This window comes from Nocardiopsis sp. iso_40, from assembly GCF_056173285.1.
The window spans coordinates 3,233,908-3,246,497 of the sequence record NZ_CM149666.1 but is presented as its reverse complement, the minus strand read 5'-3'; the positions used below and the strand labels follow the sequence as shown (position 1 = coordinate 3,246,497).

Genomic DNA, 12,590 nt, shown 5'->3' with positions numbered 1-12,590 from the left:
GTGGTTGGGGGTGGGGTGTGCGTGTGCGGGGGGTGGGGATCGGTGATGCTGGGGGCATGAGTGGTGATGCGGTGTCGGTGGAGCGGGCGATTGAGCGGTATCTGGTGGCCAGGCGGGCTGCCAAGCCCTCGCCGCACACGGTGGCGGCTTATCGGCGTGACCTGGTGGCGGTGTTGGGGTGTGTGGGGCGTGCGTTGGGGCGTGATCCTGCGGGTGTGGGGTTGGGTGAGTTGGAGTCGGGGGTGTTGCGGGAGGCGTTCGCGGAGTTCGCGGAGGAGCGGGCGGCTTCGAGTGTGTTGCGGGCGTGGTCGACGTGGAACGGGTTCTTCGCGTTCTGGGTGGCGGAGCGGGTGGTGGCGGGTAATCCGATGTCGGCGGTGCCGCGGCCGCGGGTGAGGCCTTCGGGGCCCAAGCCGTTGATGGGTGAGGACACTCCGGAGCGGTTGTTGGAGGCGTTGGCGCGTGGGGCGCGGCGGGCGCGGGATCCGTGGCCGGAGCGGGATCTGGCGGTGTTGGCGTTGGCGTTGTTGACGGGGATGCGGTCGGCGGAGATGTTGTCGCTTCGGGTGGAGTCGTTGGGTGGTCGGCCTGGTGAGCGGCGGATTCGGGTGTTGGGTAAGGGGGGTGGTGAGCGGGTGTTGCCGATCGAGGTGCCGTTGGAGGCTTTGTTGGAGGCGTATCTGGCGTCGCGGCGGGTGCGGTTCGGGGTGGCGGTGCGGGGTGCGGATCCGTTGTTGGTGGACAACCGGGGGCAGGGGTTGCGTCGGGGTGGGTTGCAGTATCTGGTGAAGCAGTGTTATCGGCATGCGGGGGTCAATGATCGGGTGGCGCGGGGGACGTTGGTGCATGCGTTGCGGCACACGTTCGCGACGCGGTTGGCGGAGGATGGTGCGTCGGTCACCGAGATCATGCATTTGTTGGGGCATTCGTCGGTGACGTCGTCGCAGGCCTATATCGAGGTGACGGCCCGGGCGCAGCGGGAGGCGGCGGGGTCGAACCGCACGTATGGGGTGTTGCGGCGTCTGGCTGCTGATGGTGTGGGGCGGGAGGAGCAGGCGGGTCAGGGGGTGGGTGAGTCGGGGTGAGTGGTGGCTTGGGGTTGGTGCGGGGGCTGGGGTGGTTACGCTGAGGGGCGTGAATCAGTCGAGTTTTGTTGTGTCCAGCGTCAACGTGAACGGGTTGCGGGCGGCCGCGGGGAAGGATCCGGGGTTCGTGTCCTGGTTGGCGGCCGCTGAGGCGGACGTGGTGTGTTTGCAGGAGACGCGTGCTGAGCTCGAGCAGCTTCCCGCCGGGGTGCGCTCGCCCCGGGGGTGGCACGTGGTGTTGTGTCCGGCTCGGGCGAAGGGTCGTGCGGGGGTGGCGATCTATTCGCGTGTGGAGCCCGATGAGGTGCGGGTCGGGTTCGGGGAGGTCGAGTTCGAGGATTCGGGCCGGTATGTGGAGGCGGACTTCGGTGAGGTGACGGTGGCCAGCCTGTACCTGCCCTCGGGTGAGGTGGGTACTGCGCGTCAGGAGGAGAAGGAGCGTTTCATGGAGGCGTTTTTGCCCTACCTGGTCAAGCGGCGCGCCGAGGTGGAGTCTCAGGGGCGGTCTCTGGTGGTGTGCGGTGACTGGAACATCGCGCACACCGAGGCGGATCTGAAGAACTGGCGCGGTAACAGGAAGAACTCGGGGTTCTTGCCTGAGGAGCGTGCGTGGTTGTCGCGGGTCTTCGATGAGGCGGGGTATGTGGACGTGGTGCGTTCGCTGTATCCGGATCAGGAGGGCCCGTACTCGTGGTGGTCCTACCGGGGTAGGGCCTTTGACAACGACACGGGGTGGCGGATCGATTATCTGGTGGCCACGCCGGGGTTGGCGGTGCGGGCACGGTCGGGTCGGGTGGAGCGTTATCCCAGTCGTGAGGAGCGTTGGTCGGACCATGCTCCGGTGACGGTGGCCTTTGGGCTCGGAGAGTAGGGGCGGTCATGGGTGTACCGGTTGTGTTGGCGCACGGGTTGCGTTCGTCGTCGAGTATGTGGCGGCCGCAGGTGGAGTTCTTGGAGGCGCAGGGGCGTGTGGTGGTGGCGCCTGATCTTCCTGCTCACGGGTCGCGTCGGGGTGAGGACTTTTCGGTGGGGCGTGCGGTGGACACCCTGTTGGATGCGATCGATTCGGTGGGTGGTCGTGCCCTGTTGGTGGGTTTGAGTATGGGTGGGTTGTTGTCGATCGCGGCGGCGGGGGTGGCTCCGGGGCGGATCGCCGGGTTGGTGGCGGCCAGTTGTACGGCGCAGCCGGCGCAGTCGTTGGCGCAGGTGTATCGGATTCCGTCGGTGTTGATGGAGCGGTTGCCGGACAAGGGTGCGGCGGTCAATGAGCGTTTTCACCGGTTGATGTTGCCGGACAGTGCGGCTGATGCGGTGGTTGACGGCGGGTTGGCGGTGGAGGCGGCCACGGCGGTGATCGATGAGTTGGCGGGGATCGACGCGTTGTCGGCGTTGGGGTCCTATCCGGGGCCGGTGTGGTTGATCAACGGGGCGCGGGACCATTTCCGGATTCATGAGAAGCAGTTTTTTGATGCGTGTGTGGAGGGGCGGTTGGTGAATGTGCCTCGGGCTGGGCACATGGTGAGTTTGGATCAGCCGGTGAATTTTTCGCGGATCGTGTCGGATGCGGCTGATGTGGTGGGGGTGCGTGAGGCTCGGGCGGGGTTGGAGCCTGGTGCTGGGGTGCCTGATGTGGTGGATTCTCCTCCTTCTGATGTGGAGGAGGAGGTGGCTGCCGGGGTGGATTGGGTGGCTGGGGTGGATCCTGAGGGGTCTTGATCCGGTAGGCGTTTGAGCGCGAGAGCAAAAGGGGGCGGTGGGCCGTGTGGCCTGCCGCCCCCGTTTTTGTGGGGGGTCAGTTGTGGTGGGTGGGGTTGTCGGTGTGGGTGCGGGGGCGGGGTGTGGTGGGGATGGCTTGGCCGGGTCGGGGGCGTTCGGGCAGGCGGAAGAAGATCATGGGGTTGTGGGGGGATTGGCGTACGGGGGTGTCCAGGCCGAGTTCGGTTTTGAGTTCGTGGAGGGCTTGGTGGTGGTGGGGTGCGCGGGCGGCGGAGGCGGTGAAGTAGTTGGTGGTGTTGTTGGCGAGCCATTTGAGGACGACGGCGCCTTCGGTGAAGGGCAGGGCGTAGCGCTGGTGGAAGACGTCGTGGACGCTGACGGGGATGTGGGCGGGAAGGGTGGGCAGGAGGTGGTGGATGTACCAGCGGGCGAACCAGCCGTTGTGGGCGGCGTCGATGAACAGGTAGTCGGTGTTGGCGGGGATGCGGGTGATTTTTGCGCGTACGTCGCCTTTGGTGAAGGTCCAGCGGTCGGTGGCCAGGTCCGGGGGGACGTGGGCGGTGGCGTGGTCGACGATGTCGAAGGAGTGGAGGTGGCCGGTGCCGTTGTCGCGCAGGGCGGAGAGGATCCAGGAGGTGGACCAGCCGTAGTAGGTGCCGATTTCGACGACGTTGGCGGGTTGGTGGTGGCGTAGGAGCAGGTAGGTGATTTCTGCTTCGAGGTCGTCGAGTTGGGGGGTCATGGTGGGGTCGGCGTTGGTGTGGTGGTCGCGTTGTTGGTCGCGTACTCGGGCCAGGTCGTCGCGGTGGGTGCGGTAGAGGGTGGAGATGAGGTCGAGGTCGATGGGTGGTGTGGTGGGCATGGTGGGTTTCCTTCGGGGTGTGTGGGCCACTTTTGGAGCTGAAGGTAACAGTGTTGTTGCTCTGTGTTTGGGGTTTGGTGGGTGTGTCGTGGTTTTCAGGGGTGGGTGGTGGGGCGTATGAGGCCGGAGTCGTAGGCGGCGATGACGGCTTGGGTGCGGTCGCGTACGGCGAGTTTGGTGAGGGTGTTGGACACGTGGGTTTTGACGGTTTGTAGGCCCAGGTGGAGGTGGGCGGCGATTTCGGCGTTGGTGAGGCCTTGGGCGATGAGGGTGAGGGTTTGGGCTTCGCGGTCGGTGAGGGTGGCCACGGCTCGGGCCGCGGGTGTGGGGTGGGCGGGTTGGGTGGCGGCCAGGGCGCGTAGGGCTGTGGGGAAGAGCAGGGTGTCGCCGTGGTGGACCAGGCGGATGGCGGCCAGGATGTCCTCGGGCGGGGTGCGTTTGAGGAGGAAGCCGTGGGCTCCGGCGCGTAGGGCTCCCCAGACGTAGTCGTCGTTGTCGAAGGTGGTGACGACGATGACGCGGGGCGGGTGGGGGGTGCGTTGGAGGGTGTGGGTGGCTTGGATGCCGTCCAGGCCGGGCATGCGCACGTCCATGAGGATCAGGTCGGGGCGGGTGCGGCGGACCAGGTCGGGGACGTCGGCGCCGTCTGCGGCCTGTCCGGTGACTTCCATGTCGGGTTCGGCGTCGATGAGTGCGGCCAGTCCGGCGCGGATGAGGGTTTCGTCGTCGACGAGGTTGATCCCGATCATGGGTTCTCTTTCCAGGTCAGGTGGAGGGTGAGGTGGAAGTGGGTGGTGGTGGGTCGGGCGGTGAGGGTGCCGCCGATCAGGTGGGCGCGTTCTTGCATGCCCTTGATACCGCGTCCGCCGGTGCGGGCTTTGGGGATGTGTGGGGTGCGGGGCGGTAGGGGGTTGGTGATGGTCAGGTTCAGGGTGGTGGGGGTGGTGTTCAGGGTGAGGGTGAGGGGTTGGTGGGGTGCGTGGCGTAGGGCGTTGGTGAGGGCTTCCTGGGCGATGCGGTAGGTCTCGCGGGAGAGCAGGGCGGGGATGTGGGTGGTTCTGCCGTGGATGTGGCAGGTCAGGTCGGTGCCGGTGTGTTGGGTGGCTTGGGTCAGGTGGGTGAGGTCGCCCAGGTCGGGTGGGGGTGTGCGGGCGGTGGGGGTGTCCTCGCGGAGCAGTCCCAGGGCGTGGTTGAGGTCGGCGGTGGCGGTGCGTGCGGTTTCGGCGATGTGGGTGAGGGCTTGGCGGGCGAAGTCGGGGTTGGTGTCGATGATGCGGGCTGCGGTGGCGGCTTGGAGGGTGACCACGGACAGGGCGTGGCCGAGGGAGTCGTGGAGTTCTCGGGCCAGGCGGTTGCGTTCGGCCAGGGTGTGGGCGTGGGCGTGGGCTGCGGCCAGGCGGTCGGTGGGGGTGGGTCCGAGGAGGCGGGGTGCGGTTTTGGCGAGGAGGTGGCCGGTGAGGGCGATGGTGTAGATCAGGGCCAGGACCCAGGTCAGGGCGAGGAGGGGGCCCCAGGCGGGGTGGTGCGGGGGTGCGTTGCCGAAGAGGGTGAGGGGGCCCTGGGTGATGGGTCGGGGGTGGTTGTTCAGGGGTGCGATGGCCAGGAGTGCGGCTTCGGTGAGGACGGTCATGGTGGCCAGGCAGGCGGCCATGCCGGTGGTCAGGTGCAGGTGGAGCCAGAGGGTGGTGCGCCAGCGGCTGGTGGTGGGGGTGGTTTGCAGGGGGGTGAGTAGGGCGCGGGCCAGGTGGAGTTGGCCGGTGCGGGTGGTGGGGAGCAGGGCGGTGGCGGTGATGAGGGTGGTGGTGATGAGCAGGGTTAGTGCGGCGGTGGTGGGTGTGGGGGTGGTTGCGGTGGTGGGGTCGGTGTTGGTGGTCAGGGTGCTCAGGACCAGGGCGGCCATGAGGTAGGGCATCAGGAGTGCGCCGCCGATGACGAGGTAGGCCCAGTGTTGGTGGGTGCGGGGGTTGACCAGGGGGTGGAGTGCTCTGGTCAGGAGGGTGGTGAGGTGGCGCATGGGTGGATGGTGGCATGGGTGGGTGGGTGTCTCCCTCTGGGGAGGGTGATGGTTTTGGTCACGGTGGGGATGGTGCGGGGGTGGTGGGGTGTTGTAGGGGCCATGGCATGGGGGTTTTGTGGTGTTTTGATCCTTGGTGGGGAGATGGGGGGTCGGGTGAGTATTGGTTGGTTCATGGGTTGTTTGCTGGGGTCGGTGAAAAATGTGATGAACCTTTCGTCCTATGGTGGGGCCCGTGACACGAAGTGAGACGCCGTCCGAAGAGACGGCACAAACAGACAACGGGCCGGGGCTGGCACACTCGCTGCGCCGCCGGCACATGGCACTGATCGCGATCGGCGGATCGGTGGGCGCCGGGCTGTTCATCGGCTCGGGCGCGGTGATCCAGACCGCGGGACCCGCGGCGGTTCTCTCCTACACGTTGGCCGGGGCCCTGGTCTTTTTGACCCTGCGGGCCCTGGGCGAGATGGTCGTGTCGGTCCCGGCCGGAGGGTCCTTCTCCGACTACGCCCGCCTGGCCTTCGGGCCCCGGGCCGGGTTCACCATCGGCTGGGTCTACTGGTGGATGTACGCGGTCCTGGTGGCCGCCGAGTCCGTGGCGGGGGCCGCCATCCTGAGCCAGTGGGTGCAGGTGCCCGGGTGGGCGCTGGCCCTGGTCGTGCTGCTGGCCATGACGGCCGCCAACCTCATCTCGGTGCGTGTCTTCGCTGAGACCGAGTCCCTGTTCTCCCTGGTCAAGGTCGCCACCATCGTGGCGTTCCTGCTGGTGGGCGGCCTGTACGCCTTCGGGTTGTGGAGCGGTTCGCAAGGGGCCACGGTCACCAACCTGTGGGAGCTGGGCGGGTTCGCCCCCAACGGTTGGGTCGCGGTCCTGGGCGCCACCGTGGTGGTGCTGTTCGCTTTCGGGGGCGTGGAGATCATCACCATCGCCGCCGGGGAGAGCGCCGAACCCGAGCGCGGGGTGGCCTCGGCCATCACCAACGTCCTGTGGCGTATCGGCCTGTTCTACGTGGCCTCCATCGTGGTGGTGGTCATGGTCGTGCCGTGGAACTCCACCGACCTGGACCGCAGCCCCTTCGTGGTGGTCATGGAGACCGTGGGGGTTCCCGGGGCGGCGCTGATCATGGAGATCGTGGTCCTGATCGCGGTGCTGAGCGTGCTCAACGCCGCGATGTACACCTCCTCGCGGATGCTGTTCATGCTCACCCGCCAGGGTGATGCCCCCCGGCTGCTCAGGGGCGCCAACCGGCGCGGTGTGCCGGTGCGCGCCATCCTGTTGGGCACCGTGGTCGGTTACGCGGCGGTGGTCGCCGACTACCTGGCGCCGGGCAGGGTCTTCCCGTTCCTGGTGGCCTCCATCGGCGCGATCCTGCTGGTGCTGTTCCTGACCATCTGTGCTTCGCAGCTGGTGGTGGGTGCCCGGGTGCGCCGCAACGCCCCTGAGCGGCTGACGCTGCGCATGTGGTTTTTTCCGTATCTGACCTGGGCCACCCTGGTGGGGTTGGTGGCGATCTTCCTGGCGATGGCCACCCTGCCCGAGCACCGGCAGGCCCTGTGGGCCACGGTCGCCGTGGTGGTGGTGGCGGTGCTGGCCTATGAGGTGCGCCGTCTGTTCGGTTCCACCGAGCCCAGCCGCAGGGTGCTGGGGGTGCGGGGCCGGGCCACGCCCGAGGAGTTGGACCGTGTCGCCGGGACCGGGGCCGGGCGGGTCCGGGACGCCGAGGAGCGGGGAGAGGATCTGTCCCCCCGGTAGGCCTCGCCCCGTGGGCCCCGGGGTGTGATCGGGGCCCGTGTGTTGCTGTGGCGCCGTCCTCCGTCGGGGGCGGCGCCGCTGTCGTTGTGGGCCGGTTAGTTCCCGAACAGGGCCAGGTGGGGCCGCTGGTCGAACATCTGCGCGGTGGCGCGTGCGGTGGGGGTGCCCGCGTCGGGGTCGGCTCCGGCCTCGACCAGCAGTTCCACGATCGGGTCCTCGCCCTTGAAGACCGCTCCGGCCAGGGGTGACTGGCCGCGGTTGTTGAGGCGGTCGGGGTCGGCGCCGTGTTCCAGCAGCAGGGCGACGGTGTCTGTGCGGCCGTGGTAGGCGGCCAGCATGAGCAGGGTGTCGCCGTTGTCGTTGGTCAGGTTGGGCGGCAGGCCCGCCTGGAGGTAGGGGGCCAGGTCCTGGGTGCGGCCGGCGCGGGCGTGGCCGAACAGGCGGGTGGCGAGTTCGATGACCTGGGGGTCGTGTTCTGGGTGGCTCACGGTGGGCAGCCTAGTGGGGTTCGGGGGTGGTGTGGTGGGGGCCCGGGGGTGGTCGTTTTGGGGTGATGTGGTGCTGAACTCGGTTTTTGTCGCTAAGGTGCTGCGCAACCCCTGAGAGGAGCACCCTCGTGCGACATTTCGTCGGCTTCCTGTCGGGCCTGATCCTGGGCCCGGTTCTGTTACTGGTGAGCGGCTGGGCCTTCGCGCATCTGCGGGGCCTGCACGCGGTCGGTCTGAGCGCCCTGCAGGGCACCGGTCCGGTGGCGGTGGCCGGGTTGGTGGGTGTGGGCCTGTTGGTGGCTCTGGTCGCGGTTCCGCCGCGGTTGACCCCGATGCTTCCCTTCGCCGCCTCTCTGGTCCTGGGCGGGGTGAGTGCTCTGGCGTTGGTGCGTATGCACCTGTTGGAGCGTCTGCCGGCCCTGCCCGGGACGGAGGGCGCTCTGACGCTGTTGCCGCTGGGTGTGTTCCTGCCCCTGGCGTTGCTGTTGGCCGCTCCCCTGTTCGTGGGCGCCCGCTGGGTCCGCGATGACGAGGAGGGGGTGGGCGAGGAGGAGTACTTCGAGGGCCTGTACGCGCAGGAGGGGGAGGACGAGGACGGTCTCCCCCGTTCCACCGCGACGCGGTCCGAGCCGGTGGCGGCGCACCATGAGCCACGGCACCGGTTGGAGGACTGACTCCCCCTTCGCGTGCCGGGGCCCGGGAGCGGTTCTGCTCCCGGGCCCCGGTGTGTGCGGGGCGAACGCGCCCTAGCGCCAGGTGGGTCCCCAGGCGGAGCTGTTGGAGACTCCGCGGGGTAGGCGGGGCAGTCCGGTGGGGTTGGAGTTGGCCGGTGCGGGCGGGGTGGTGCCGGGCTCGCGGTCGGCGGGTGCGCTGGGCTGTTCGGCGGGCTCGTTTGTGGTGTCCTGGCCCGTGGTGTCCTGGTCCTCGTTGTTCTCGTCCGGGGCCGGGGCCGTTTCGGGTTCGGGCTCCTCGGGTCGGGGGCCGTCGGGCCGCTGGTCGGCCCGAGGGGCAGGTTCGGGCTCGTCGGGGGGTGTTTCGGCCCGGGGTATGAAGCCGCGTACGCGTTGGGCCTCGGCCTCGGGGTTCGGGTTGTGCAGGAGCACCGGTTCGGGCAGGGGGGTGTGTTCCTCGGCGTGGGGGTCGGGGAGGGCGGGTTCGGCCGGGGCCACCCGTTTCCACCACAGGTCGGCCTCCTGGGGGCTGAGTTCGGATTCCACCTCCAGCCAGCCGTGTACCTGGCTGTGGCGGCGTCCGGCGTTCCAGGAACGGGGGTAGGGCTGTTCGTCCAGGACCAGGACGTGTTCGCCGTCGATGGTGGGGATCTCGGCGGGGACCCCTTCGTTCCAGATCCAGGAGCCGTCGTGGGCGACCATGTTCCACCAGCCCCACACGGTCTGGGCCTCGGGGTCGACGGGGCCGTCGCGGAAGGAGGCGGTCCAGCGCGGGTCGGGGGGATCGCCCGGCAGTCCCTGGCCGCGGGGGCCGATGAGGGCGTCGGCGAGCAGGGTGTGGAGTTGGAAGTTGTCTCCGATGCCGTCGAAGAGTACGCGGAAGGCGCGCCTGGAGTGGCGGTCCATGACCAGGGCGGAGGTGGCCTCGGCCATCCGCAGGAGGGCGCGGAGCTGGTCGAACTCGGTGAGCAGGTCGCTGAGTTGGTTGGCGATGGCCACGAGTTCGGCGTGCAGGGCGGGGTCGCGGCGGGTGTGGGAGCGTACGCCGGGTTCGCTGAGCATGGTTTTGGCGGCCAGGCCGTGGCGGCGGATGGTCCACCAGCACATGGTGGCGGCGGGGGCGTCGGGGCCCAGGTCGGCGGCTACGCGGGCTTCGGCGTCGGCGGTGACGGTGTCGGGGTCGGGCGGGGTTCCGCCGCCGGTGCGTTCCCAGGCGCGGACGAAGACGATGGCGCCCTTGCCCATGGTGCGCAGGCGGTGCAGGATCTCGATGCCGGCGGGGCCGGGGTCGGTGCCCATCTCGACCAGGGCTCCGGCGACCACGGACAGGTCGGCGATGATGCCGGGGGCGGCGTGGTCTCCGGAGAGCAGGGGGGTGAGGGCTTCCAGGGCCAGTTCCCGTTCGGCGGGGGGGATGTGGGAGGCCAACAGGTAGACCCTGTGGACTGCTGGCGGGAACTGTTGGGGGTCCGTGGAGACGGAGGCGTCGATCAGTTCTTGGAATGCCGCGCGAAACTCGTCGACCATGGGTCCGTCCCCTTTCTCACGCAACCAACCTAATGTCTCATCAGGGAAGGATCGCACTTTAACGGGCTGTATCAGGTGTTTCTGGTGGGTTTGTTGGTGATTCGAGATGAGGTGGTGGCCGATGAGGCGCAGGTCACTGTTGGTCTGGGGCCTCACAGCCCCAGCCGGGTGACCGCGTTGTCCTCCAGGGGGTTCGCGGTGCGGATGTAGTCGTGCACGGTCTGGGCGTTGGTCCACCGCCCCTGGCGCATGATCTCGCGGTCGGTGGCCCCGCCCAGGGCGGCCTGGGTGGCGAACCCGGCGCGCAGGGAGTGCCCGCCGAAGTCGTCGGGGTTGAGCCCGGCCCGGGCGGCGTAGCGTTTGACCAGGTTGCCCACGGCCTTGGTGGTCATCGGGCGTTGGGCCAGGCGGCCGTGCCGGTCCACCCCGGGCAGCAGGGGCCGGTTGGAGCCGTCGGCCAGGTCGATGCCGCGCAGTTGCTGGCAGGTGTGCGCGGGTGCGGGGTCGGGGGCGCCCAGCGATTCCAGGTGGGCGCGCACCGCCGGCGCTCCCCCGTCGCGGTGCACTGCCACCAGGGCCGACCAGTCGGCCAGGGCGCACACCGGGCAGGTGGCGCGGTGGCGTCCGCGGGGCAGGGCCACCCGCTGGTGGGCCCGGCCCTCCTGGTCGGTCTTGGTGGCCCACAGGGAGACCACCAGGGTGGGGGTGCCCGAGGCCGGGTCGGTGCGCAGGGCCAGGTCGTCGAAGGTCAGCCCGGCCAGTTCGGAGCGGCGCAGTGCCCCGGCGAACCCGGTCAGCAACAGCACGGCGTCGCGTCTGCGCGCCACTCCCCCGGGGTGGCCCTCGGCGGGTCGTACCGCCAGCAGCGCCTCCAGGGTGGACAGGACCACGGGGGCCTTGCGGCGGGGGCGGGCCTTGCGGGTGCGGCGGATGCCGCGCAGGGTCATGCGCACCACTTCGGCGCGGGTGGGTGAGTCCAGGCCGTGGGCGCCGTGGACGGCGGCGATGGCCGCGGAGCGGCGTTCCAGGGTGGCGGGGGCCAGCGCCCAGCCGGTGCCGTCGGGGGTGCGCTGCTCGGCGCAGGCAGCCAGGTAGACGGCCACGTCCACCGGGTCGGCCGGCAGGGAGGTGCGCTGCTCGGTCAGGCACCAGGCGCCGAAGGCGGTCCAGTCGGCGCGGTAGGCGCGCAGGGTGGCCGGTGACTGGGCGTTGGTCAGGTACCGGCCCAGGGCCTGGGCCTGTTCGGTGTCGAAGCGTTCGCGGACCCGTTCCAGGGCGCGGGTGTCCACGAGCACGCTGTGGTCGGGGTGCTCCAGGCGGGCGCGTACGGGCGGGGGCAGAGCGATCTGGTCCCGGGGCGCGGGTGTGTCGGCGGGGTCGGTGGTGTGCACGGGTTCCATTGTGTCCGGGGTCGGGGCCCGGGTGCGGCAGGCGGGGCGGGTCGGAGCGGGTCTCAGCCGAACAGGTGGGTGCTCAGTGCCGCCCACAGTTCGGTTGGGGGCATCACCCACAGTGTCAGGGCCACGGTCAGGGCCAGGGCCGTGGTGAAGGCGACGGCGGCCATGGTTCGGCGCAGCAGCAGGGCGGTGGTGGCGCCTGCGGCCGGTACGACCCAGGCCGTGACCAGGAACCAGACCAGGGCGTTGCCGATGGCATCGAGGTTGCGTTCCTGCTGTTCGGCGAGCAGGTCCGGGTCGGTCATGGTGGGGTCGGCGGGTGTGTTCATCGAGTCGAGTCCGGCGAAGAGCAGCGCGGCCAGGGCCAGGGGGGTGCCCAGGGCCCACAGGCACCACAGGATGACCCACAGCACGGTGATGCGCCGGTCGGGTGGTTCGGCGACCGTGAGGGGGGTGCGCTTCAGGGGTCGCTTTTCGGGGACCTGGCCGGGTGTGAGGCGGCCGGGTTCGGTGCGGCCCTGTTCGGTCGCGGCGGTGCGGTCGGCGGGCCCCTGTTGGCTCTTGCGGCGGTTGCGCTTCTTGGGTGACACGCCCGGGAGCCTACCCGGCCGAGCGCAGCAGGTGGATGACCACCACGAACACCACCGGCCAGGCCAGCAGGGCCAGGGACCACAGGGCCGCCTTGCGGTCGCCGGCGACGGTGGCCACGGCCGCGGCCAGGAAGGGGATGCCCACGGCCGCGCCGAAGGTCAGGGTGAACCATTCGGCTGCCGATCCGGCGTGGGAGTCGGCGTCGATGCCCATCAGGTAGCCCAGGGGGCCCAGGACCAGGGCGAACAGGGCCAGGACGCAGATGACGACGCGGATGCCGGTGGGGTGGCGTGTGTTGCGGCCACCGCCGGGTGCGGAGGGACGTTCAGACACGGGGGCCGTGGTGCCTTTCGGAACTGGTGGCGGGCCAGGGCGGCAGGACCCCACCGCGGGGGGTGTGGGGGGTGGGTCCTGCGGGCACGCCGTGGCCTGCCCGCGCGGGCGTGTGGGTGCCCGCGGGCAGGCGTGGTGTGCTAACTAGAACGT

At 69.7% G+C, this 12,590-nt stretch carries 13 protein-coding genes; 5 read left to right on the top strand and 8 right to left on the bottom strand.

The features are described from left to right. Window positions 1–56 precede the first annotated feature (56 nt). From AC0VYD_RS14255 to AC0VYD_RS14245, 3 genes are read left to right on the top strand one after another with little or no spacing between them, the layout of a single operon-like run. Window positions 57–1,085: a tyrosine-type recombinase/integrase gene (locus AC0VYD_RS14255; protein ID WP_475476018.1), complete on the top strand. Its 1,029-nt coding sequence runs from the start codon at window positions 57–59 to the stop codon at window positions 1,083–1,085. 49 nt (window positions 1,086–1,134) lie between these two features. Then, window positions 1,135–1,956, top strand: coding sequence for an exodeoxyribonuclease III (locus AC0VYD_RS14250; protein ID WP_475476017.1), 822 nt, complete (start codon window positions 1,135–1,137; stop codon window positions 1,954–1,956). An 8-nt stretch (window positions 1,957–1,964) separates the two neighbouring features. Then, window positions 1,965–2,801, top strand: coding sequence for an alpha/beta fold hydrolase (locus tag AC0VYD_RS14245; protein ID WP_475476016.1), 837 nt, complete (start codon window positions 1,965–1,967; stop codon window positions 2,799–2,801). A 76-nt stretch (window positions 2,802–2,877) separates the two neighbouring features. On the opposite strand, the gene AC0VYD_RS14240 is transcribed toward AC0VYD_RS14245, so the two are convergent. The 3 genes from AC0VYD_RS14240 to AC0VYD_RS14230 form a co-directional block, all read right to left on the bottom strand. Further along, window positions 2,878–3,663, bottom strand: coding sequence for a class I SAM-dependent methyltransferase (locus tag AC0VYD_RS14240; RefSeq protein WP_475476015.1), 786 nt, complete (start codon window positions 3,661–3,663; stop codon window positions 2,878–2,880). A 95-nt stretch (window positions 3,664–3,758) separates the two neighbouring features. Next, entirely contained in the window at window positions 3,759–4,412 is a 654-nt protein-coding gene (locus tag AC0VYD_RS14235; protein WP_475476014.1) for a response regulator, read from the bottom strand. Beyond that, window positions 4,409–5,677: a sensor histidine kinase gene (locus AC0VYD_RS14230; protein ID WP_475476013.1), complete on the bottom strand. Its 1,269-nt coding sequence runs from the start codon at window positions 5,675–5,677 to the stop codon at window positions 4,409–4,411. Before AC0VYD_RS14230 ends, AC0VYD_RS14235 begins: the two co-directional genes overlap by 4 nt. A 319-nt stretch (window positions 5,678–5,996) precedes the next feature. Here AC0VYD_RS14230 and AC0VYD_RS14225 point away from each other — a divergent pair, with 319 nt between their 5' ends. Continuing rightward, the gene (locus AC0VYD_RS14225) at window positions 5,997–7,430 is read left to right on the top strand and encodes an amino acid permease (RefSeq protein ID WP_475480265.1); all 1,434 of its coding nucleotides are present in this window, start codon (window positions 5,997–5,999) and stop codon (window positions 7,428–7,430) included. A gap of 95 nt (window positions 7,431–7,525) precedes the next feature. Here AC0VYD_RS14225 and AC0VYD_RS14220 read toward each other — a convergent pair whose 3' ends face one another. Further along, entirely contained in the window at window positions 7,526–7,918 is a 393-nt protein-coding gene (locus AC0VYD_RS14220; protein ID WP_475476012.1) for an ankyrin repeat domain-containing protein, read from the bottom strand. Window positions 7,919–8,046: 128 nt separating this feature from the next. Between AC0VYD_RS14220 and AC0VYD_RS14215 the strand changes: the two genes are divergently transcribed. Beyond that, window positions 8,047–8,592, top strand: a complete 546-nt coding sequence (locus AC0VYD_RS14215; protein ID WP_475476011.1) for a hypothetical protein — start codon at window positions 8,047–8,049, stop codon at window positions 8,590–8,592. Window positions 8,593–8,664: 72 nt separating this feature from the next. On the opposite strand, the gene AC0VYD_RS14210 is transcribed toward AC0VYD_RS14215, so the two are convergent. The 4 genes from AC0VYD_RS14210 to AC0VYD_RS14195 all read right to left on the bottom strand — a co-directional run bounded on the left by AC0VYD_RS14210 (window position 8,665) and on the right by AC0VYD_RS14195 (window position 12,437). Beyond that, window positions 8,665–10,116: a hypothetical protein gene (locus AC0VYD_RS14210; RefSeq protein ID WP_475476010.1), complete on the bottom strand. Its 1,452-nt coding sequence runs from the start codon at window positions 10,114–10,116 to the stop codon at window positions 8,665–8,667. 152 nt (window positions 10,117–10,268) lie between these two features. Beyond that, on the bottom strand, window positions 10,269–11,516 hold the full coding sequence (locus tag AC0VYD_RS14205; RefSeq protein WP_475476009.1) for a tyrosine-type recombinase/integrase: 1,248 nt from the start codon (window positions 11,514–11,516) through the stop codon (window positions 10,269–10,271). A 53-nt stretch (window positions 11,517–11,569) separates the two neighbouring features. After that, a complete protein-coding gene (locus AC0VYD_RS14200) occupies window positions 11,570–12,103 on the bottom strand; it encodes a hypothetical protein (RefSeq protein WP_475476008.1) in 534 nt (177 codons plus the stop codon). A gap of 10 nt (window positions 12,104–12,113) precedes the next feature. After that, window positions 12,114–12,437 carry a hypothetical protein gene (locus AC0VYD_RS14195; RefSeq protein ID WP_475476007.1) on the bottom strand — a complete coding sequence of 108 codons (324 nt, stop codon included), beginning with the start codon at window positions 12,435–12,437 and terminating at the stop codon, window positions 12,114–12,116. Window positions 12,438–12,590 lie beyond the last annotated feature (153 nt).

Excerpts from the sequence above, each read along its gene's own strand:
- AC0VYD_RS14255 (WP_475476018.1), top strand. The coding sequence starts at position 57 with ATGAGTGGTGATGCGGTGTCGGTGGAGCGGGCGATTGAGCGGTATCTG.
- AC0VYD_RS14245 (WP_475476016.1), top strand. The coding sequence starts at position 1,965 with ATGGGTGTACCGGTTGTGTTGGCGCACGGGTTGCGTTCGTCGTCGAGT.
- AC0VYD_RS14240 (WP_475476015.1), bottom strand. The coding sequence starts at position 3,663 with ATGCCCACCACACCACCCATCGACCTCGACCTCATCTCCACCCTCTAC.
- AC0VYD_RS14235 (WP_475476014.1), bottom strand. The coding sequence starts at position 4,412 with ATGATCGGGATCAACCTCGTCGACGACGAAACCCTCATCCGCGCCGGA.
- AC0VYD_RS14230 (WP_475476013.1), bottom strand. The coding sequence starts at position 5,677 with ATGCGCCACCTCACCACCCTCCTGACCAGAGCACTCCACCCCCTGGTC.
- AC0VYD_RS14225 (WP_475480265.1), top strand. The coding sequence starts at position 5,997 with ATGGCACTGATCGCGATCGGCGGATCGGTGGGCGCCGGGCTGTTCATC.
- AC0VYD_RS14210 (WP_475476010.1), bottom strand. The coding sequence starts at position 10,116 with ATGGTCGACGAGTTTCGCGCGGCATTCCAAGAACTGATCGACGCCTCC.
- AC0VYD_RS14205 (WP_475476009.1), bottom strand. The coding sequence starts at position 11,516 with ATGGAACCCGTGCACACCACCGACCCCGCCGACACACCCGCGCCCCGG.